Origin of the sequence: Prosthecobacter sp., assembly GCF_044222565.1 — a bacterium.
GTDB lineage: Bacteria > Verrucomicrobiota > Verrucomicrobiia > Verrucomicrobiales > Verrucomicrobiaceae > Prosthecobacter.
In genome coordinates this window covers 84,759-107,834 of the sequence record NZ_JBGANA010000010.1, presented here as the reverse complement: position 1 = coordinate 107,834, position 23,076 = coordinate 84,759, and the positions used below count along the sequence as shown (strand labels likewise).

At 61.2% G+C, this 23,076-nt stretch carries 10 protein-coding genes; 5 read left to right on the top strand and 5 right to left on the bottom strand.

Translation table 11 applies throughout. The features are described 5' to 3' along the window. Positions 1–109 precede the first annotated feature (109 nt). Positions 110–934 carry an MBL fold metallo-hydrolase gene (locus ACILSR_RS16115; protein WP_395750815.1) on the top strand — a complete coding sequence of 275 codons (825 nt, stop codon included), beginning with the start codon at positions 110–112 and terminating at the stop codon, positions 932–934. Between the two features lie 18 nt (positions 935–952). Then, positions 953–1,837, top strand: a complete 885-nt coding sequence (locus ACILSR_RS16110) for an NAD(P)-dependent oxidoreductase (RefSeq protein ID WP_395750814.1) — start codon at positions 953–955, stop codon at positions 1,835–1,837. Positions 1,838–1,868: 31 nt separating this feature from the next. On the opposite strand, the gene ACILSR_RS16105 is transcribed toward ACILSR_RS16110, so the two are convergent. From ACILSR_RS16105 to ACILSR_RS16085, 5 genes are all read right to left on the bottom strand, one after another. Next, on the bottom strand, positions 1,869–4,598 hold the full coding sequence (locus ACILSR_RS16105; RefSeq protein ID WP_395750813.1) for a carboxypeptidase regulatory-like domain-containing protein: 2,730 nt from the start codon (positions 4,596–4,598) through the stop codon (positions 1,869–1,871). Beyond that, positions 4,595–7,327 (bottom strand): hypothetical protein, encoded by a 2,733-nt coding sequence (locus ACILSR_RS16100; RefSeq protein ID WP_395750812.1) that lies wholly within the window; start codon positions 7,325–7,327, stop codon positions 4,595–4,597. The genes ACILSR_RS16105 and ACILSR_RS16100 overlap by 4 nt, the downstream gene beginning before the upstream one ends. A gap of 100 nt (positions 7,328–7,427) precedes the next feature. Further along, positions 7,428–8,819: a DUF1501 domain-containing protein gene (locus ACILSR_RS16095; RefSeq protein WP_395750811.1), complete on the bottom strand. Its 1,392-nt coding sequence runs from the start codon at positions 8,817–8,819 to the stop codon at positions 7,428–7,430. Between the two features lie 5 nt (positions 8,820–8,824). Then, on the bottom strand, positions 8,825–11,203 hold the full coding sequence (locus tag ACILSR_RS16090; protein WP_395750810.1) for a PSD1 and planctomycete cytochrome C domain-containing protein: 2,379 nt from the start codon (positions 11,201–11,203) through the stop codon (positions 8,825–8,827). A 78-nt stretch (positions 11,204–11,281) separates the two neighbouring features. Beyond that, positions 11,282–12,532 carry a polysaccharide pyruvyl transferase family protein gene (locus ACILSR_RS16085; protein WP_395750809.1) on the bottom strand — a complete coding sequence of 417 codons (1,251 nt, stop codon included), beginning with the start codon at positions 12,530–12,532 and terminating at the stop codon, positions 11,282–11,284. A gap of 119 nt (positions 12,533–12,651) precedes the next feature. Between ACILSR_RS16085 and ACILSR_RS16080 the strand changes: the two genes are divergently transcribed. The 3 genes from ACILSR_RS16080 to ACILSR_RS16070 all read left to right on the top strand — a co-directional run bounded on the left by ACILSR_RS16080 (position 12,652) and on the right by ACILSR_RS16070 (position 22,551). Beyond that, the gene (locus tag ACILSR_RS16080) at positions 12,652–20,835 is read left to right on the top strand and encodes an MG2 domain-containing protein (protein ID WP_395750808.1); all 8,184 of its coding nucleotides are present in this window, start codon (positions 12,652–12,654) and stop codon (positions 20,833–20,835) included. A 46-nt stretch (positions 20,836–20,881) separates the two neighbouring features. Then, positions 20,882–21,343 (top strand): c-type cytochrome domain-containing protein, encoded by a 462-nt coding sequence (locus ACILSR_RS16075; protein WP_395750807.1) that lies wholly within the window; start codon positions 20,882–20,884, stop codon positions 21,341–21,343. A gap of 71 nt (positions 21,344–21,414) precedes the next feature. Further along, on the top strand, positions 21,415–22,551 hold the full coding sequence (locus tag ACILSR_RS16070; RefSeq protein ID WP_395750806.1) for a hypothetical protein: 1,137 nt from the start codon (positions 21,415–21,417) through the stop codon (positions 22,549–22,551). Positions 22,552–23,076: the final 525 nt, after the last annotated feature.

Genomic DNA, 23,076 nt, shown 5'->3' with positions numbered 1-23,076 from the left:
TCTCACGGAGGCAAGAATTCCCCGCTGCCTGTGCGTGTTTTGCTTTGCAGCAGCCTGCCTTGCACATAGCCCTTGCCTTCGCCGGTCAAAACGCCTTGAATCGCACCCCATGTCCCTCCCTCTCGAAGACTTGTTTAATGATGTGATCGCCAAATCCATGCGCGGCCTTGGCATCAGCGATGCCGACCTCGCGGCCAAATCCGGCATCAGCGCGAACGACATCGCCGACGCCAAAAACGGCAAGGCGGACGACCGGGTGCTGCGGAAGATGGCACCTCATTTGCAGCTCGACGGGCTGGCCCTGGTTACCATGGCCCACAACGAGTGGCGTCCCCTCGCGGTCAACCTGCCCTGCCTGGAACAGTTCAACACCGCCTACCATGACATGACGGTGAACTCCTACCTCGTCTGGGATGCCGACACGAAAAACGCTGTTGCCTTCGACACCGGGGCGGATGCCACCCCCATGATCGAGTTTATTCAGGCCAAGGGTCTGAATCTCAGCCTGATCTTCCTCACGCATACCCACGGAGATCACATTGCGGACCTGGCCAGACTTTCCGCCGACGGCGCTGTCACAGTCTTTGTGCATGACAAGGAGCCCTGCGCCGGGGCCAAAACTTTCGCTCTGGGCGAGGCGGAGGCTTGGGAGTCGGGCGGACTGAAAATCGAGCCCCGCAGCACCTGGGGCCATTCGAAAGGCGGCATCACCTACGTCGTCACCGGGTTAAAGCAGCCCGTGGCGATCGTGGGAGACGCCTTGTTTGCCTCCAGCATGGGGGGCGGCATGGTTTCCTATGCCGATGCCCTGGCCACCAACCGTAAGGAGATCTTCACCCTGCCGGACAATACGGTGATCTGCCCCGGCCACGGCCCCATGACCACCGTCGGAGAAGAAAAAGAGCACAATCCCTTTTATCCCGAATTCAAATAACCCAACCACCCAACCATCATGTCTCAAACCGTTGCTTTCGTCGGAGTCGGAAAAATGGGGGCCAACATGGCCCGCCGTCTCAAAGAGTGTGGCTACAGCGTCACCGCCGTGCTCGATGTAAACACCCAGTCCGCCGCTGAACTGGCCGCAGAACTCGGCTGCAAAGCCTGCAACAGCCTCGCGGACGTGACCGCTTCCGCGGATGTCATCTTCACCGTCGTCACCAACGACGCCGCCATGCGCAGCATCTTCCTCGCCAGCGGTGACAGCCTGCTGACCAACGCGAAGGGCAGGATCTTCATCAACTGCGCCACGCTTTCCCCCGCCATCCATCGGGAGGTGTATGCCGCAGCCGAAAAGGCCGGCGCGCACAGCCTGGAGGCCTGCATGGCCTCCTCCATCAGCCATGCGCGGGAAGGAAAACTCTACCTCATGCTGGCCGGGGACGAAGCCATCTACCAGCAGGTGCAGCCCATGATCGAGAAGATGAGCGTGAACCGCCGCTTCATCGGTGGTCCGGGCCGGGCGGCAGAAGTGAAGGCGCTGGTGAACATGGTCATGAACATCAACACCGCAGGCCTCGCCGAAGGCCTGGGCCTCGCCGCCGCACTGGGCCACGATTTGAACATGATCCGCGAAGTCTTCAGCCAGACCGGAGCCAACTCCCGTGTGCTGGAAACCGACAGCGCCGACATGGTGGCCCGCGAGCACGACTGCTGGTTCTCCGCCGAGCACGCCGCAAAGGACAGCGGCATCGCCGCAGACGTGGCGAAGACCGTCGGCCTCAGCCTCCCTCTCAACGACGCAACCAAGGCCCAGTATGAAAAGATGGTGAGCCTGGGACTTGGCGGGTTGGACAAGAGCGGCATCGCCGAGCTGACGTTCAAAGGACGGCATGCCTAAAGCAGGCCGGTTGCACCGCAACAAGACTACTTTACTGCGGTGCCGTGCCCAGCTTCAAAAGCTCCAGCTTTTTGCCGACCTTGTGGCGTTTCAATTCGGGGCCTCCCGCCGACGGGCGCATGATCAATGTCTGTCCGACGCGGACGGGGATCATTGCTTCTTCGCCGGGATCGAGCAGACGCATGAAGACCTCATTGTCCGCCCCGGGTGAAAGGCCAAAGACGCGCACCGCGCCCGCGTGATTGTTGGTGACGACGACTTCGGCCGGATCGCCAACATTTGGCGGAGGCTTGACGGCTGTTGCCGATGGCGGCAGGGGCTTGAGCGGCGGCATGCTGGTGCTGTCTGGCAAAGGCGCCAGTGGCGTCTGAGCAGGCATGGCAGGCAGAACGGTCATCGGTGCGCTTGAAGGCGACACCGGCGCATTCGCCGCAGGGGTGCGGACGCCGGGAAAATCAGGCTCTTTGATCTCGGCCGCACGCGCGGTGTTCGCGAGGCGTTTGGGCTCCTTCGCGGCTCCGCAGGTGAACCGGGCAAGCACCTCTTCCCGGCGCACTTCCAATGGCAGGTCGCGGTAGGTTTTAAGCGAGCGCCCGCGGCGCACCAAATTGTCAATTTCCGGAGTGCTGTAAGCATTTGGATCAAATGGGGCGGTGCGCTGGCGATCCAGCGTCTCAAACTCCCTGGCGAGCACTTCCCTGCGCCGCAACTTCGTGTCGAGATCGGTCTGGGCGGTGCCGGCATCGCGCTTGAACTGATTCTGCAAATTTACGACGGTGGCGCCCATCTGCGCATTCTGGTTTTGAATGACCTGCATCTGCTGACGGATCTGCTGAATCTCCACCTGGTGCTGCTGGATCTCCACCATGACGGCCTGATTATTGACTCCGGGCTGCATCATTCCTGGGCGCATGCCTGGCTGCATCGTCGTGGGAGATTGCGGCATCTGCTGCTGCGCCGCACCTGCCATTTTCAGCTGATCCTGCGCCATGCAGGCGGAGACCTGCTGCAGCCGGGCATTCAGCGCCTGGAGCTGCACGGCATTGGCCTGCTGCTGCTGCATGAACCCGGCCACCTGAACGCGGTACTGCTGGTCATACTGGGCCACGGTGGCCTGCAGAGCCTGGATGTCAGGATCCAGAGCCGCCACCTCCTTGCTGATGGCGGTCTGGCGTTCGGCGAGGCGCGCGAGCTCTGCATTGCGCTTTTCGGTGATGCCCGCCAACAACGCATTGCGCGCGGCATCCTGCGCTGTTTTAAGCTTGCCGTATTCGACGGCCACGTTGTCACGCGCTTTCAAAACTTCGCCCTGCAAATCGCCTTTAAATGCAGTGAGCAGTTCGGTCTCCATGAGCGCGATGTCCCCGGCGCGCGCATGATCCTGCCAGGGGCCTTTGAACAAACCGAGACCGACTCCGCAGAGGTAAGCGGTATCCTTCGCGGCAGGGCTGGCACTGCGCGCCGCATAGTGATTCTGTGCAAGCGAGCGGATCTCACGCACGGCCTGCGCGGACTGGTGCAGGCAGAGATTCATCCACAGGCGGGCTTCGCAGGCACGATCCCAGTTCGCGCTGTCGCTCTTCTTGCCAATCGCCGCCGCGAGATTTTGCTGCGCGGCGCTGTAGTCTCCCGCACTGAGCTGCGCGAGCGCGGCTGCGTAGTTTACGCCGCAGTCATTGGCATCCACTTTCGTCGCACGCTGGTAGCCGCGATCTGCGGCAGCCCTGGCCTGGGACGAAGTGCCCCAGCCATCGGTCAAAATGGTGCGGACGTAACCGTGCAGAAGTTCATTGCATGGCTGGAGTTCGAAAATCACGTCCCCGTCCTTGTCACATTTCACGGCCAGAGTTCCAATAAAGGGCTCGCACTCGGGCCCGTCGATAGCGACATTGTAGCCGCCTTCCGCAAGATCCTTCGCGAGGAATTCACCCTTTGCATCCGTGATAAAAGGCTGGTTCAGCGGTGTGGGCAGATTCCCTGCCGGCTGAAGCAGCAGCTTTGCCCCTGCCACGGGGATCCGCGCATCATTCGCACGGTCCTTGCCACTGCTGATGCGCTTCACCACAAGCACGGCCAGATCGCATCTCTCCCGCTTGGGCGGCACCTTGGAGAGAAGAAAATCATGCACGTATTCCAGTGTGGCTTTTGGAACCGTGAAGCCTCGTCCGGCATCTTCCGTCGCGAAGCCGGAGGCTGTCACACGATAGGCGTAATCCGCGGGCGGAAGGTTTTTGATTTCATAGTAGCCTCCGGGTGAATCCGCCGTCGCAGTCGCAACGACTTTTCCACCCTGGCCCGCAAGCAGTTCGATCTTTGCACCTGGGATGGGGCCGAGGTTGTCTCCCTTTTCCGTCTGGCCATAGACACGGCCATGGACGGCGGGCTGAACGATGTTTGACTGCGCCGGGCCGCTGCCCGGCTTTGGCTCACGCGAGAGCAGGAAATCATGCACAAACTCCCGCGTGTCCGGCGGCATGGCGAAGCCCCGCTTCTCATCTTCATCACGAAAGCCGGCCGCCGTGACCTTGTAACGATACGCGCCTGCCGCGAGCGTGGCGATCTGATAGTAGCCGTATTCGTTTGTGGTTACGGATGCCATTCCAGCGCCGTCTTCTCCTCGCAGTTCGATTTTTGCATTCGCGACCGGGCCGAGATTATCTCCTTTCTCATTCTGGCCGTAAACACGACCGTGCACGGCCCCATCGGCCGCATGAAGCAATGGCGCACCCAGAAGAATGAAAAGAGGCAGAAGCGTTTTCATGGCGTGTTGTCAGGGACGAGACGGACTCCGAGAACTCCCACGGCGTCCGTCGCATCCGTGGTGTTAAGCGCGATCATATAGGTGAGCGTGACGTACATGGTGCCCGTGCCCGCCTGGGCGGTATAGGCAGCCGGATTGAACGGCGGCGCGGCAAAAGAATAGCTGGCACCGTTCACGGGATCGAGCGGGTAGCCGGCAAAATTATTCACCGCCATGCGGTCAAACCGCAGCGGCATGTCCACCAGCAGCAGCGGCTGATTTTTGGCCAGCGGCACAGCGGGCACCTGCGTGGTCGTTTGCAGCGTGAAGAAAGGCTGGGCGCCCCACGGCAGCGGCATCACATTGCCTGCGCCATTGCGCCGTACCGGTCCGCTGCTTAGCTCCGCACGCGCCAGCACCTGCCCGGTGGTGGCAGGCGAGGAACCGCCCACAAAGGCGACATAGGCGACCGCGCGCAGGCCATTGGCTCCGGCGGGCATCGGCACCAGTCCCTCGAACCGAATGGTGATCAGCTCACCGCCGCCGCCCGTGGGCCGTGCCGCGGTGCTCCATGCGGGCAGTGTGACCACACCGGGAACAATTTCATGACTGCCAAACAGCAGGCCAAAATGGCTGCCGTGCCGGGTTGTCAGGCTCCAGGCGTTTCGAACCGCCAGCGGATCCGCCAGGGGCATGCCCTGCCATTTCAGAAACGGTGGCGTCACCGCGGGCGTCACCTGAAAACTCGGTGCGGGCGCATTGCCGGGGCCGAATGGCGGCAGAATGCCTCCGCGTTTCAGGCCCACCGAGGCCGTCGTGGTGCCGGCCGGAAACAAGGGAAGCATGGCGCCATTGGCCGCCGTCAACACGTTGCCGAAGGGGCCCAGCGCAGTGACACGCGGCTGCACGTAAAGGTAGAGCGCCTCAGCGGAGTTCGGCGTCAGCAGAGCTGCGATCGCGGCACGGCTGATCGGCGGCATCACGAGGCTCGTTGAACCGGGAAATCCTCCAATCTTTGTCGCCATGGGTGTGATCAGCACCGGCACTGCCTTGTGCGGCAGCACGGCAAACAAATCGACCCGCCAGGAGGTGATGTTTGAAATATTGCCCCCCACATTCCACTTCACCGTCACTACGTCGCCATCACAGACCGGCGCCGTTGTATGTGCGATATGAACTCCGCTGATCAGCGGCGCAGCGGGAGGCGGCAGCGGGAAGAGAAGCGGAGCCAGCGCATTCAGCAGCGGCAGCAGCCCGCCTCCCGGCGGCGGCAGGCCTCCGGGCAATATGGTGCGCACGGGTGGCAATAGCGGAGGCGGTGGCAGCGGTGGAACCGGCGGAACATTCACCAGCGGCGGCAGAGGTGGAGGCTCTGGCGGCACTGCAGCCGGAGGCCCGGTGATCGTCATGCCAGATTTCCACACAGGAACCTCCGCCGCAGTCGGCGTGCTCCTCACCAGATCGCCTGACTCATCGAAAAACGCGGGAGGGGCCAGCCACAGCTGCGGCAACGTCTTTTGATCATTCGGCTGCTTGTCACTGTTGTAAATTTCCTGCCCGTCCGCCTCGATGAGCACGCTCTGAAGCTGCGCACGGTCAGGGACCTTGTTCGTCGGCCCGCCACTGCCGATGATGCCCACCCCCGGTGCGGACAGCACTTCTTTCGTCAGCGGATTCATGGCCAGCTCAAACGCGGCCAGATCAAAGAGCTGCGGCTCGTTGGCGTCGCGCAGCGGATCAGCCTCGGAGGAAAGCAGGAACTTGCGCCCGCCTGCCACGAGATAGACTGGATTGCGAGAGCCCTGCTGCGGCCCTTTGCCTCCGGTGAGCGTGATGCGCAGGTTCTCCACTTTGGATCCCGGCGGCGGCGCTGGCTTGAAGGACTCGTCCGTTTCTTCATACCAAGGAAAGGCACCCACCACACGACCGCTCAGCGCACGCACCAGAGCGTACTCGGTTTTAAGCTCCGCTTTCTGTTCTTCTGTCAGCGCCGTCGCATTCGTCTTTGCCTCGTACTCGGGAAGAATCTTCATGAGGCTTTCCCGGCTCGAAGCCAGACGCTCCTGCGCACGAGCCTCCACCTTGCCATTGGCGGCAAAAAGTTTGCCGTTCACTTCGATGCGATATCCCGCCAGCACCCAGTCAGTGCGGCCCTGCGAAGCAAAGCCAATGCGCTGCAAGTCGCCGCATTTCACATCTGTGAGCAGTTGCCGGGACGTGCGCAGCGCATCCAGGCCCGCATCATCGCCCTTGGCGGAGAATTCAAACGTCGCCATCTGCCCCGGCTGGATTTCATTCGTCACTGCGTCCAGCGAAGACGTGTGCGGAAACGCCGCAAAAGACGGCTCACGCTTCACACCGCCCAGTGGATAGAGACGAAGCGGAAAGCCGAGTCCCAGATGCACGTCCACCGGCTCGCTCAATGCCGCGCCCTCGGTGCCCACTCCGAGCGTGATCTTGATGGTCTCGACGGGTTCATCAGCCGGCAGCGCGCCCTTCTCGAAGGGGGTGTGCGGAAGTCCATTGTCCTTGACCGGCACCGGTGCTTCTTCGTCCGCAGGCACCGCAGCGACCGGCTGGGCCGGGGATGATGATGGTGACGCCTTCGCCAGCAGAGAAGGATCGACCTTCGTCACATAAAGGCCCGCCGCCCCAATCGCAGCGCCGAGTACAAGGCCGATGAAAATGCCGCCCCATCTAGACGGTGGTTTCGCAGCACGAGCTGAATCATCAATAGAACCGTCACGCATGGCATTTTCAGAGTTTGAGACGACCTGATCCATACAGACCGTGCCTGTATGGGATTGGTTCGATATTACCGTTGCGCCTATCGAAGGCGCAATCTGAATCTTACGCCAAAATCCCCTGCGCCACTTCGCCCCCGACATTTGTAAGTCGGAAGTTTCTCCCTCCATAGGCAAAAGTCAGCCGGGTGTGGTCCAGGCCGAGCAAATGCAGGATCGTCGCATGCCAGTCGTGGATGTGCATGGGGTTCACTTCGGCCTGATGCCCCACTTCATCCGTCGAGCCATAGGTCAGGCCGCCTTTAACCCCGCCACCCGCCATCCAGATGGAGTAGCCTTTGTGATTGTGATCACGGCCGTCCCCGCTCTGCGCATACGGCGTGCGGCCAAACTCACCGGCCCACACCACCAGCGTGTCCTTGAGCATGCCCCGTGATTTCAAATCTGTCAGCAGCGCGGCGATCGGCTGGTCTGTGGCGGCGCAATTGGTGGCAAGCAACTCGCGCAGTCGATTGTGATGATCCCAATTTCCAGGGGAGGCTATCTCGATGAAGCGCACTCCCGCCTCCGCCATGCGACGCGCCAGCAGGCACTGCCGGGCGAACTGATCCTTCCCCTGCCCGATGCCATAGAGCTTCAGAACATGCTCCGGCTCGCTGCGCAGATCGAGCACTCCAGGAACTTCACTCTGCATGCGAAACGCGAGCTCAAACGACTCGATCGCCCCTTCGATCTCGGGATGAAAACCGTCGCGCTCCATCTTGCGCTCGTTCAATCCGCGAATGAGGTCGAGCTGCGCCCGCTGCATATCGTGAGCCGCCGCCGGCACGATGTTTTTCATCGGCGGCCCCGGGGCCACATCCTTGTTCAGCAGCGCGGCATAAAGCTCCGGCAGCTGCGAGCCACCAATGCGCGTGCCCTGGCAGATTGCGGGCAGAAAGGCGCTGCCATAGTTCTGCGCGCCGCCGTTGTCCGCCGGCGGATTCAGCGTGATGAATCCAGGCAGATTCTCGTTCTCCGTCCCGAGGCCGTAGAGTGTCCATGCTCCGATGGAAGGCCGCACAAACTGGAAGCTGCCGGTGTGCATCTGCCCGAAGGCCTGGGCATGATTCGGAAGATCGGTGTGCATGGAATTGATGATGCACAGATCGTCCGCGTGCTTCGCCAGCCGGGGATAAAGTGTCGTCATCCACTGCCCCGATTTCCCGAACTGCTTCAGCGGATGGACCGGCCCAAACAGCTTCGCGCCTGCCGAATCACGCCCCAGCGACGCCGTCTGGCCATCACGCTTGATCAGCTCTGGCTTGTGATCAAACAGGTCCACATGGGAGGGGCCGCCGCGCATGGTGAGAAAGATCACCCGTTTTGCCCTCGCTGAAAAATGAGGCTCCCGTGCCGCCAGGCCACTTTTCGCCTGCGCCAGCGCTGAAAAGGCCAGCCAGCCGATGCCGGACGACATCGTCGTCAGCAGTTCGCGTCGGGAGAAAGTCGTGTTCATAATCTTTAATCCATCAGGCGGAATTCAGCGCTGGCCAGAAGCGACTGGCAGAATGCCTCCAGCAGCTTCGGCTCATCGGCTGCGTGAGTTTGGAAAAACGCCTCCGCGAGCTTTTGCTCCTTCGCATCCGGCTTGCGGTTGAAGCAAAGCAGGAATGCCTGGCTCACGCGCTCCGCGAGCGTCGATTTTTCCTGCGTGAGCCGCTTCGCCAACGCCGCCGCCTGAGCCTGCACGAACGGCCCGTTCATAAGATACAGCGCCTGCAGCGGCACATTCGTTACGTCGCGATCTCCGGTGACGAGATTCGGATTGGCCACATCAAACTGCTCCAGCACATCCGGCAGCTGATCGCGGATCACCGGCAGATAGATCGAACGACGCCGCGAACCGTCGAGATCCTGCGGCAGCTTCGTATTGAAACCGATCAGCGAAACCGACTGCCCGTCCAGCTCCGCCACCAACGATCCGGGCCTGCGCGAAGTGTCCAACGTGCCGGAGACAGCGAGCATGGCATCGCGTATGGCCTCGGCGTCCAGACGTCTTTTGCTGGCATGGGATAGAAAAAGATTGTCGGGATCGCTGTCACTCCGCCCCTGGCAGCTCTGCCGGTAAGTCTTTGTCAGCACGATCTCCTTGATCATTTTTTTCATCGACCAGCCTTCGTCCATGAACCGAAGCGCGAGATGATCCAGAAGTTCGGGATGGCTCGGCCGCCCGCCGCTGTATCCGAAATTGTCCACCGTGCGGACAATCCCGGCGCCAAACAGATGCCGCCAGACTCGATTCACCATCACTCGCGCAGTCAGCGGATTATCCCGGCTGGTGATCCAGTGTGCTAGCTCAAGACGGCCGCTGCTTTGGAGGGGAGCGCGGCACTTGAGCTCGATGACCCGTGGAAAGCCGCGCGGAATAAGCTTTCCAGGATGCGATATCTCACCGCGTTCATAGAGCGGTGAATCCGCGATGTGTTTCGCGTCCTGCACCCCCATGCACAAAGGCAGTGAGCGTCCCGTGTCATCCACCGTCTCCAGCGCCCCTTCCACCCCGCCACGCGTCCAGAGGATGCGGATCGCGTTGGTGAGAATCTTGTGGTACTCATTGCTGATATCCCGCCCTTCCAGCTTGGCTTTGAGCAGGTATTCCTGCTGTTCTTTCTCGTCCGCGTTGAGCTTTGCCAGCTCCTGCTTCAGCTGCTGCACCCGTGCGGCGGAGAGACCGGGCTTCGGAATGAACTGGCCGGGCAGATCTGGCAGTCGGATGAGATGGCCGTGATTGTTGTTCTCCGAGTCGATCCAGTTGCCATAATAGGTCTGCGTGCTTTTGAAAATGCCCGCCAGCCCGTAATAATCCTCCATGCTGAAGGGCTCGGTCTTGTGGTCATGGCACCGCGCACATGCCACCGAACTTGCCAGCACCGCACGCGTGACGGTGTCGAGCTGTTCGTCGGCCACATCCGCGGCGAATTGCGCTTTATTCATCTCATTCAGGCCCTTCGGCCCCATGGCAAGAAATCCCGTGGCGGTGAGCAGACGCGCACGCTCTGCGTCGCTTTTCGCCGGCAGCAGGTCACCGGCGATCTGCTCGGTGATGAAGCGATCAAACGGGACATCGGCATTCACCGCATCGATGACATAATCGCGGTAGCGCCACGCGTGCGGAAAAGTCAGGTTGGACTCACGCCCGTTTGACTCAGCAAACCGCGCCACATCCAGCCAATGACGGCCCCAGCGCACGCCATATTCCCTGGACGCAAGCAAGGCATCCACCGTCGCCTCCAGTTTCTCCATTGAAAAAGCCGCCGCCTGCTCCGGGGTCGGAGGCAGACCGGTCAGATCAAAGCACAAGCGACGCAGCAGTACCACCGGCTCAGCCTCAGGAGCTGGAGACAGGTTGTTCTCCTTCAGTCGCGACTGGATGAATGCATCAATGCTCCCTGGAGCACGCTGTGGCTTTTGATAGCTCCAGAATTTCCTGCCCGATTCCAAATCGACTGGCGGACGGGCGGCTGCGTTTCCAGCCTCTTCACGCGGATCCACCGCACCGGCCTTGATCCAGGTTTCAAAATCCCTGATCACCGCAGGAGCCAGCTGCGGCTTTTTCGGCGGCATCTCGAGATCAGGATCGCTGTGTTTTATCGCAGCCACCAGCAGGCTCTTCCCTGCATCTCCTGGCACCACCGCCGCGCCGGTGTCTCCGCCTTTGCGGATCCCCTGCTTCGTGTCCAGCATCAGCCCACCCTTTGATTTGCCTGACTCAGCGGAGTGGCACTCGTAACACTGCTTCACCAGCACGGGCCGGATCTTCGCTTCAAAAAAAGCCACCTGATCATCGCCGTGCACCTTTGCGGCGATGAGAAGCACCCAGAGCAGTGGAAACAGCTTCATGCAGCAGACTAAACGTAGCCGCGATGCTGATCATACCAAAAGGGTCAAAGCAGGTGACCCGATTTCCCTCAAATCAGCTCATTGCCAGACTTTTTTCACCACCTTCATGCTGGCGGCAAAGTGGGCCATGACCACCTCCCGCGCTTTTTCTGCCTTGGCCTTCGAGCCAGCCGGGTCCTTCGCCATCGCCAGCACGGTGGCGGCGACTTTTTGCAACTCGTCTTCCTTGTCGAGATCAAAGAGCCAGTCTCCGAGCCCGATGTCGCGCCACATGTAACCCTTGCTGGTTTGCTCGGCCCAGCGGCAGACGATGGCGGGGATGCCATTGCCGATGCACATGATCGGGCTGTGCATCTCGTGGCCAAAGAGCCCCGCGCTGCGACGGTAGGTGCTGATGGCCTCGTTGGTGAGCCAGTAGCTTTCACGCCAGACCACGCGGGACTTCACCTCTTCCGGCAGTTTGTCATAGAGCATCTCTTTGCCGACTTTCATCTGCGTCTTGTCCTCCGGGCAGAGCAGGATTTTGAGATCGGTGTTCTTGATCACACTCACGATGGCGTCCAGCAGCGGCTTGCCGTCGTGGTCCATCATGGCCTTGTTGCGCGCGTCTTTCTTCTCGTCAATGGCAGCCTTCTTTTCCGGCAGGGTCCAGTAGGGGGTATTGCGCAGGCGCGGGATGCAGCAGAGGAATTTGCCCTGCTCCAGACCGTGCTCCTTCATGAAGGCCTCGGCCTTCGCATCATCCTTTAAATCGACAGCGAAGGCGCCATCGGGGCCAAACTCCAGCAGCGGGCAGGTGCAGCCCGTCTTCTTTGCCAGTTCCAGAGAAACCGAGTCGCGGAAGTACACGAACTTCGCCGCGCTGAGCACATCGATGGTTTTCACCGCCGGCTGAGTTTTGCCTTTCGAGCTTTGCTGGCCTGAGAAGGTGATGCCATACACCCCATAGGGCTTGCCCGTGGACTGGCTCCACTTCACCACGTCTGCCTGCGCCACGAGCGAAGGACCCGAGCCGTGCAGCAGGAAGTCGCATTCCTCGAAGGACTTCTTCACATCCTCACCCCGGATGACTTTGACCTTCGGAAAACGCGCTGCGAGCATTTCCCCGACGCCGTTGTCCAGATTGCTCGGCCATAGGCGCACCTCCACCTCCGGCAGATGTTTTTCCAGCAGCGCCAGCACGCCCGGCGTGTGGGCGATGTCACCGATGTTCACCGTCTGCCATGACGAGCGCAGGATAAGCCGGGGTGTGCGCCCCTCGGCGGCGGCGTATAGGGAAGACGCAAGGGTGGCAATGAAACTGGTCTGGAGGAAATGGCGGCGCTGCATGGCTGGTGGGTGATTACGATTTGTCTGTAAACGGAACGTAAATTGACTGCCACGGCTTCATGCATCTTGCCATTGCCAATTTCTGATGCGCATAATGCCAAATCTCAACTGAGGCCGCCATGCACAACCGACTCCTTCTGTTCCTCGCCCTCGCACAAACCCTGACTGCAACGCCAGTCGATGATGCCGAGGTGCTGCTGCAACGGCAGCGCTACACCGAAGCCGCCACCACTCTGACTGACGCCGCCGTCACTGCCGCGGTGGATGCTGGCTATGCGCACTACCTGCGCGCCGTCGCCCGTTCGGAATCGAAGCAGCATGAAACCGCCATCGCCGACTGCGACGCCATTCCCGCAGGGCATGCATGGCAGCGCAAGGCCCTCTTCCTGAAAGCGCAATGCCTCGCTGAATTGAAGCGCCATCAGGAGGCCGAGGCCATTTACAGCACGGAAGCGACACGCCTGTTTGCCACCGCGCGTAAGGAGAAGCTGGCGGACTCTCTCGTCACGCTGGCTCAGGAGATCAAGAAACCCGCGGTGCCCGGGCAAAGCGTGTCCCTTGAAGCGCAGACAAAGGCACTGGCGCTGTACCGCAAAGCGCTTGAACTCGAAACCGGCACCAAGGTGCGTGAGGACCTGCTGTTTCAAACCGCAGTCAGCGTGCGCGATTTAAGACAGCTCAACGAACTGGGGCAGGCCTGCGACGCCTACCTGCGTGAGTTTGATCCCGACTGGAAAGGACTCGTCGGCAGCACGCCGCCTGCTTCCGCAGCAAAGGAAACCGGCACACATCGCTGGGAGGTGCGCCAGATGCTCATCGAAGGCATGCTGCAGGCAGGTGCAGGCGCAGGCGCCGGACGTTACGCGGAGGACGTGCTGGCCCTGTGGAAAGCCAAGGCGCCCGCAGCAGGAGCAAAACCGGATGTCGGAGACATCGAATGGCTGCTCTGCCGCAGCCAGGGACAGCTGACCGTCGTGGTATTCCCTGCTATTCCACAGCAGCAGGGCACCCAGGTCGTGCAACAGGGTGAGCGATTCTCCACGGTGCCAGCCATGGATGCGACAAAGCACGTGGCCAGCCTGCGGCAGTTTCTAAAGGTGCACCCCTCTCATCCGCGCTCCGCGGAGGCCGCATTCACCCTCATTCAGGCATTGATCTCCCAGAACAAAAGCGACGATGCCATAGAAGCGTGCAAGGTGCTCTACGACCGCGCCGACTGGCCCGCACCCGCAGCGGATGAAAGGGACAAGCGCACTCCTGCAGAACGCCTGGAGGCATGGCGGCAGATGGCTTTCTTCCAAATCGGCGCACTGCGCTTTGCCGCACGCCAGTATCCGCAGGCCATCGAACAATGGCGCGCCTACATTGCCAAGCATCCTGATGGCAGCCTTTGGCAGCAGGCGCAGTCGCGCATTATGGAGGCTGAGTTTCAAATCTGCCTCAATGCCGTGGCGGCCGGCGACCGTGCGGAGGCCACCAAGCTCTTTGATGCATTCATCGCCGCGCATCCGCTGGATGCCCGCTGCGCACAGCTGCTCTTTATCAATGGGCAGTGGCATTACACAGCAGCGCTGGACCTGGCCAAAAAGGAGGCGGGCAAACCACGCTCCCCCGAACTCACCGCGCTGTTTGAAAATGCCGTCGCCGAATGGGCGCGCCTCATCATCAAGCATCCGCAGAGCGAGGAGGCATCGCTGGCGCTTTACCGCACCGGCGTCATCCAGGCGGACCACCTCGACCGCCATGAGGATGCGCTAAACACCTTTCAGCGGCTCACCTGGGGCGGCTGGAAACAGCTGGCCGCCGAGCGCGCCGCGATGATGCCGCAACGCTCGCTGGCACTGAGCACACCGCGCACTTTCCGCACCAACGAGACCGCCCAGGTGCGCGTGAATGTGCGTAACATCGAGAACCTCAAGGTCTCCCGATACACGCTCAACCTTGAAGACTATTTCCGCAGCCGCCATCGACTGGAGGGTGAATCAGGCATCGGCTCACTCGACATCGATCTCATCCAGCCGGACAAAACCTGGGAGGTGAAGGTGGAAGGCTACACGCGGCTCAAGCCCATCGAGCAGGCCATTGATGTTCCATTTGAAGGCGCCAAGCCCGGCGTGTGTCTCATCCGCGTGGAAGGGGAAGACTGGCAGGCCAGCACCATCGTGATCCGCAGCGACATCGACCTCATCGTGCAGTCCGCGTGGACCGAGGCGCTGGTGTTTGTGCAGGACCGCGTCAAGGAAGCCGTGGTGGCCGATGCCGAGGTCCTGCTGAGCAACGGCAAGGAAATCATCGGCCAGGGCCGCACCGGCAAGGACGGCGTCTTCCGCCTGCGTGGCGAAATGATCCGCGCCACCGCCGATCTCTGCGCCTACGTCCGCACCGGCAGCGGAGAGGCCATCCAGCAGATCGATCTGCGCGGCATGACGCAGGAGATCACCGGCGGCGACACAGACCGCGCCAGCGTGGCGCTTTCCCGGCGTGGCTTCATCTACACCGACAAACCTGTTTACCGTGCTGGAGATTCCGTCCACTTCCGCGGCATCATTCGCGATGTTCAGGATGGCTCCTACAGTGTGCCCGCAGGACGTGAGTACGACATCAGCATCACCGATGGCGAAGGCCGCGTCCTGCGCCGCATGCGCTCAAAGCTCAGCGACTTTGGCACCTTCACCCACAGCGTGCCCCTGCCCTCCGCCACTCCCTCGGACACTTTCTACATCAGGGCAAAATCGGTGGAGGGAGATGAAAAGTATGAAGCTTCGTTTGAGGTCAGAGAGTTCGAGATCGAGGAAATCAGCGCCGTGATCGAAACCAAACCGGATGCGGTTTTTCGTGGCGACCGCATCGAAGGTACATTGCGGGTGAACTATTCCTGGGGCGCTCCGCTGGTGGACGAGCCTGTGCGCCTGCGCATGCCTGACGGCCGCGTGCTTGAAGGCAAAACAGATGCGGCGGGCGGCTTTAACTTCACGCAGGAGACCACGGCATTCCAGCCGGGCGGGTATGTCACCTTTTCCGCCGAGCTTCCGGTGCGCCGTCGCAGCGCCCACCACACCGTGAGCGTGCTGCATGCGGGTGTGCGCCTGGAGTGGGATCGCATGCCAGATCCCGCGCTCACCGGAGAGCCCGCGCCCATTCGGATCAAGGCGCTCGATCATCACGGCAAGCCCACGGCGGCAGAGGTGAAGATCACACTCTCGCGTCTCGACAACCAGCCCGCCAATCCGGTGCTCTCCGCGCTGCCCGGCCTGGTGTATCTGCCCCAGGCCAGCGCACCGACACGCATCGCCGAGTTTACGTTGCAAACAGACGCCACCACAGGCCTCGGCAGTTCCACGGTGGTGCTGCAGTCCGCCGCGCCTCATAAGCTTGTCGCACAGACCACCGATGCGCGGGGCAATGTCGTCGAGCTTGATTACGACCTGCAGGCCTCCGGACCTGATGACGCGACGAAACTGCGCCTCTTCAGCGAGGAAGATGAGATCAATGAAGGCAGCACGCTCAAGGTGGATGCGCACAGCCGCATCAGCGCACCGCTGGTTCTCCTCACGATTGCAGGAGAGGACATGATCGAGCACCGCATCATCAAGCTGGGGGTCGGTCACAATGAACTCCCCTTCCCCATCGCCGCCGCACACTGGCCGCAGTTTGAAGTCGGCATCGCCTGCCTGGATGGAACCAGGCTGCGCAAAGCACGGCGCGGCTTCGTGGTGAAACGCCCTCTGAAGATCGAAATTCAGACGCCAGCCCAGCCTGTGAAACCCGGCGAAGCCGCCGAGATCACTCTCACCACCACCGATGCCAACGGCAGACCGGTTGCGGCGGAACTGAGCCTTGCCCTCGCCAGCAGCGCCCTTTTTGCCCAGTATTCGGACAACACCGAACCCATGGACGAGTTTTTCCACGGCGGCCTGCGCAGCAGTAACAGCCTTCGCACCGGCAGCACCGCAGCCTTCCAGCATCGCGCGGCCTCGCGGCTGCTTTCCAAAGATGATTCCGGCAATGTCATTGGCGTGGCGGAAGAGGTGCAGTCCCACCCCGAGATGCTGCGCCAGATGGAGCAGCGCGAGCGCAATGTGTGGAATCAGCAGGAGGCCAGGCGCAGACAGTTGCAGCGGGCAGTCGTGAATGGAAGCACCGACAACCTCGGACTACTCAATACATCGCAAGCGGGACAAAACGTCACGCTCGGCGGTGCTGTTGTTCAATCAGGCTCCAATGGCGTCATGGTGACCAATGGACTGAGCGTCGCCGGCGGAGGCAGCTTGATCGTCAATGGAGTGGGCGACAACCTTCTCGCGCTGCAGACACCCACCACACCGACGGCCTTCGAAATGCAAGGAGGCATCGCCCCGTTTCCGTATGGTGGTGGTGCGATCACTGCGGGGCTTCGCTCCGGTGGTTTCGCTTTAGCAGGCGGCAACCTCGGCATTGGCGTGCAAACCGGTGTGATCGCGCTCGGTGCCTTTCCCGTGGTTGGCCATCTCTTCCAAACTGCAGGCTCGAAGCCGTCTGCGATGGACGTGCAGTGGCATTGCCCGCTGGTCACAGACGACTCCGGCAAAGTGACGGTCAAAGTGTTCACGCCGGACGTTGCGGGGGCCTGGCGTCTGTCCAGTCGCGGCTGCACCGTCAGGACGGAGGTGGGCGAGGCGGAAAAAGAGCTGATCACCAAGGCGCAGTTTTTCGCCAAGCTGGACATGCCTTCAGTGCTGCGTGTGGGAGATTCATTTCAGCCCGCGGCCACTCTTTTCGGTTCGCCAGCGAATATGGCGGACACGGCGGTGAAGCTGACCTTCAGCAGCATCTTGGGCAATTTCGTCAAACCAATCGATCCACAATCTCAAGAAGTCCGCGTGAGCAAAGACGGACAGAAGACCGTGCGCTTTGATGCCGTGGTGACGCCCATGATGCGAGAAACGGCCTGGCTCGATGCGGACGTGGCGCATGAAGGAAAAGCAGCCGCTCAAACCCGCAATACGGTGCAGGTGCTACCGGCGGAGAAAGCCAGCGCCACCACCGAGGTCATCGTGCTGTCCGCCTCCGGCGATCAAGCCATCCCGCCGGGCAAAGGACAGTTCATGACAGCAAGAGTGGTGGACTCTCCGAGACGGCTGCTGCAAAACATGCTGGCGCCAGCGTGGCAAAACACCGGGCGGACTCCACAAACGGCAGCCAGCAGACTGCTGGCACAGGTGTCTGTGTTTGCAACTTTCGACAAAGCGCTGCCAAAAAAAGGCGTTCAGATGCTGATCGAGAAAAACATTTCGGCACTGCAGATCACGCAGCGGAGTGGCGGCTGGCCCTGGCAGGACGTACAATGGCAGCACGACAGCGTGGTCACCAGTCTGGCCCTATGGGCGCTGGTGGAGGCGCGCGCACTGGGAAATGAGGTGGACGAGGCCGCGCTCAAGTCTGCCACGGCTTACCTTAAAAAGGCTTTGGCGATCATCCCTCCGGACGAGCCGGACAAAGCCGCCGTCATCCTCCACGCTATGGCCTGTGTTAACGAGGCGGACTTCTCCGTGGCCAACCGCATGTATCGTGACCGCGCCAAAATGAATGATCCCGCGCTCGGCTGGCTGGCCGCGGCTTTCCAGCGCATGGGCCGGATGGACGAAGCGAAGGAACTGCTCAAAATCCTCGAAGCAAGGCCTGCATGGACGGGCAGCAAGACCACCTCGCGCCTCAGCAATGCGGATGACACCACCGCCATCATCCTTTACGCCGCCGCGAGGACCGTTCCCGATTCCGCTCTGGCAAAAAAGGCCGGTGACCTGCTGCTGCATCGTCTCGGCTCGGCAGATGACTCTGCGCTGAAGGGCTTGTGGACGGCCGCTTTGGCCAGACATTTCGTCAGCACACGCCAGCATGAGGTGCCGGAGGCGGAAAACCTCCAGCTTCATATCGACGGCGTGAAGGATGACTGGACCCTGCCTGCCTCACTCCCCGTGCCGAAAGCAGGCCCGGATGGCAAGATCCATCTCAGCGTGACCTACACCAATCCCGCCGCGAAACCGATCCTGTTTGTCTCATTCATTCAGGATGAGGTGGTCGATCCCAAAGCCGCCGCGGTGGACACCCTTCCCACCATCGCGCAGCGCCGCTGGCTGCATGAGGGACTGACCCACCACGATGTGCCGCTGAAGAACAGCAGCAGTTCCCCAGTGACAGCCGCCGCCCATGGCCAGCGCCTGCGCGTGAGGCTGGAACTCAAGGCCCCGAAGAAGCCGCAGACCGGTTACGTCGTCATCGATGAGCCGCTGCCCGCAGGATGCCTGTTTGTGCCCACCTCGCTGAGGGCCAATCAAGCTCGTGTGGAGCAACTGCCCGGCATGCTGCGCCTGTGGTTCATCCCTGGCAGCTTCACCGGAGACACCGCCATCACCTACGATCTCATGGCGCTGCACCCCGGCGCCTACCATATCCCGCATACCTTGGTGCGCGATGCCTGCCGTCAGGATCAATTCAACACGGGGCCCGATGGCAAACTGACCGTCCTCCCTCCAGGCCAGCCCTCCACCGATCCATATGTGATGAACGGCTTCGAGCGGCTGGAGCTCGCGGAGCTGCTGTTCGATGAAAACGCGCTCGAAGAAGCCCGCGCGCACCTCGAACTTCTGCGCAATGATGCGGAGGCCATGAAATACCACGAGCGCGACATCGCGCGCATGCTCCTGTGGATTCACACCTCGCGCGAAGGCATGGACGCCAGGCAGGTGGTGGAGCTTTTTGAAGCGCTGAGCGAGCGCCATCCCGACATCGTCATTCCGTTCGACAAGATTTTGAAGGTGGCCGCCGCCTACCGCCAGATTGGTGAATTTGAGCGCGCGTGGCTCGTGTATCGCGCCACGATGGACAGCAGCTTTGTGAGTGATGCGGGAGTCAGCGCCGCCATGGAAACGGCCGGAGATTTTCCCGGCAGTGCGGAGCATCAGATCCAGCTGTGGATGGAATACCCGGATGGCGCGGACAGCCTCCTGGCCTTCTTCAGCCTGGGACAGCGCTTTCAGGAGCTGGCCGCCGATCCATCGTCTGTTCCGCTACGTCCCGGCGCCGCGAAGTGGACGAAGACACAGCTTCTGGAGCGCAGCCGCGATCTCCTGCGGCGTGTGCTGACCTTGCATTCAAAGGCTGATCTGGCGGACGATGCCGCCTTCAGCCTGGCGAATGTGTTCTTTGACCTGAAGGACTACGCCAGCGTGGTGCAGACGGCAGGAAATGCCGCGACCACTTTCACCAAAAGCTCCTTCCTGAACAACTTCCACTACATGACGGCGCTGGGACGCTTCTGGCAGTATCAGTTTCCCGAGGCGCTTGCGGCTGCCGCACCCGTGGCAGCGGGCAGCAGCGATGATGCGCCCAATGCGCGCTACATCACCGCGCAGATCCATCATGCGCAGGGCAAGTTTGCCGAGGCGGTGCGCTGGTATGAAAAGGTGAAGGACGAATTTGAGGACGCGCGCGAGTCCATCACAATGCTGCAGGAGAAGGCCGTGAAGCTGCCCTTTGCCACACGCGCCAAACCCGGTGAGCCGGTGAAGCTCGAACTGGAGCACCGCAATGTGAAGGAGGCCGCGCTGCTCATCTACCGCGTGGATTTGATGAAGCTGCAGGAGCGGCAGAAGGACCTGAGCAGCGTCGGCAGCGTGAATCTCTCCGGCATCACGCCCCAGGCGGAGATGAAGGTGCCCCTGGGAGACGGCATGGACTACGCGTGGAAAAAGCGCAGCATTGAGCTGTCGCTGAAGGACGAGGGCGCCTACCTCGTCATCTGCCGTGGAGACTCGCAGATGACGAGCGGCCTGGTGCTGCTCACCACCCTGGAGATGGAGGCGCATGAGGACACGGAAAACGGTGGCATGCGTGTACAGGTGCGCGACACCGTGCGCAATGCCTACGTGGCGGACGCCGACATCGCCGCCTATGACACCAGCGGCATCGCGCAGCCGCAGAAGGGCCGCACCGATCCGCGCGGCGCTTTCAATGCCAGCGGCATCCACGGCCAGGCCGTGGTGGTGGCCAAACTCGGAGACGCCCGCTACGCCATCCTGCGCAGCAGCGGCAATCTCATGCCCATTCAGCTGGCCGCGCCTCCCCAGCAACCTCCAGCTCCATCATCCATGGCCAACCGCGAAATTGAAAGGCGCATGGAATCGAAGCCCGAAGGCAAGGAAGCCTACCTCCTCAATCTGCGTGGCAAACTGGACCTCAACAATTCAGACAACCGCGCCGCGTGGTCGGAGAAGCTCAAAAACGAAGGCAAGGGAGTGAAAGCGGAGAAGGCCTTCAAGAAATGAGCAGTTCTTCCCGTTGCATACTGATCTTCCAGAGTTCTGTTTACCCATGCACTTATTTCGCCTCTCCAGCCTGCTCTGCGTCCTCGCACTCGCCTCCTGTACCACGCCTCCTGATTCGGAAACCAAGCCCCTTGGCGAGAATGTGCTGAGCAAAGACGCCATCCATGCCGCCAAGCATGGCCCCGTCGATTTTGTGGTGCATGTGAAGCCTGTGCTGGAGGCGAAATGCGTGATGTGCCACAACCGCAAGGCCCTGCCCGGCCACATCAGCCTGGAAAACCGCCGCGAGGCCCTGCGCACCAAGGCCCTCGGCACGGTCATCGTACCCGGTCATCCGGAGACGAGCCTGCTGGTGGCTAATGTGAAGACCGTGCACCAGAAAGTCAGCGTCATGCCCGCCGTGGGCGAGCGCCTGACCCAGGATGAATATACCATCCTCACCAAATGGGTGAAGGAAGGGGCACAGTGGCCGGAAGGAAAAGCGGGCACGCTGAAGATCATTCGATAAATCAGATTTTCCGATCTTCGGCATTCGCAATTCGTCTTTGCCGCCGCGAACGCTCATGCTCTACTGAGCGCATGGCAGACCCACGCGCCCTCATTTCGAATCCTGCAGACCTGAAGCCCTCCACCGCCTGGAACGAGACGGTCTGGGCCTACACCAGCGAGGAGGAACTCGTCGATCACAGCACCAAGGCGCGCCTCTGCGTGGCCACGCTGCTGCCATTCAAAGACAAAAAGCCGGACTGGGAGGGCTTCACCAAAAGCGTGCGCTGGATGCAGCAGTGCGGCGAGCACTACGGCGTGGAGATGGTCTTCGTGCTGAATGCAGACACCGGTTACATCTTTGATCTCAGCAATGATTTGTACGCCGAGGTGCTGAAACGATTCCGCGCGGAGTTTCCCACGCAGCGCTTCATCGCGGGTGTGACCGCACGCGGTGCGGAGAATGACAGCGCATTCAAAGCCGAGCGCTACTGGCCGCTGCTGGACATCGCGCAGGAGCACGACAACTGCGAGATGATGATCATGACCAGCAAGCTGCTCAACACGCTGGAGAATGAGCCGCGACGCGACGCCTACTTTCAGATCGCCGAGCACCTCATCCGCCCCGGCATCGCGCATGCGCTGGAGCCTTCCTTTGTGCCCTGGGCCACACCGTTTGATCCGTGGCTGTTCCATGAGATCGCGCTGCATCCGGCGTACGTCGGTGGCAAAGTCAGCACGCTCGATGAGCCGCACTTCCACTACTGGGCCGCGATGTGCAAAGGGCTGAACCTGCCTTTCTCCCCGCACAGCGGCGACGACTACGGCATCGCCACCGCCATCAAGCTCGGCCTGCCACTGCTCATCGGCGCCGGCGTCAGCGCCTGCCCGCTCATCTGCGCCGCCCGCGACATGTGGCTGCTCGACAGCGTGGCCGACAAGAAATTCAAGACCGGCACCGGCCGCTTTGACACACGCGTTTATAAACTCTTCGAAGCCTTCCAGTCATTCGAAGACCTCGTCTTCCGCCTCGACGACCGCATGAGCGCCTCGCCTTACAAACACAGCACCGCCCACGTGCTGCACCAGCTTGGCCTCATCGAATCTCCCGAAGCGCACCCTGATTGCAAAGACCTGCGCGGTGCCGATGAAGCCCAGCGCATGGCCGAGGCGATGAGAAGGCCGAAGCGCCTGGCGACGAAGCTGGGGATTCCGTTGTTTGGGGAGTGAGCCGTCGGCAGCTGTGCCGGTTTGAGTCTGGCGCAACCGTCCTCATACCATCCGTGTGGTGGAGCTCAGCGCCGCATCAGGTTTGTCCACCATCTTCCATAGGCTTCGAGCGGCTCCTTGAGCGAAGTGTTGTCATGAAGCCAACGAACAGGCCGGTAAAAAGCACCAACGTAAAGATGCCAGGAGGTGGGAGCATGAAACTTATCCATGAGATAGGCCACAGGCCCGATGCTAAGCTAGTTCCTCCGCTTCCCTCACCGGCTCGGCATCACGGGGGGTGGAATCCCCGCCAGCCGCATCCACCACTCCACGTAGCTCTCCAGGGCTTGCTTCAAAGGAGTGTGATCGTGCAGCCATCGCACCGGGTAATAAAACGTACTCACAGGCCTCCTCATGGAGAATGTGAGATGAAACTTTTCAACGGCATAGATAGCAGGCCCTATGCTGAGAATGTAGAACAAAGGCAGCGCCACCAAAAGCACCATGATGGCCGTTGATTGGGAGGTGCTGGAAGACGTGCTCATC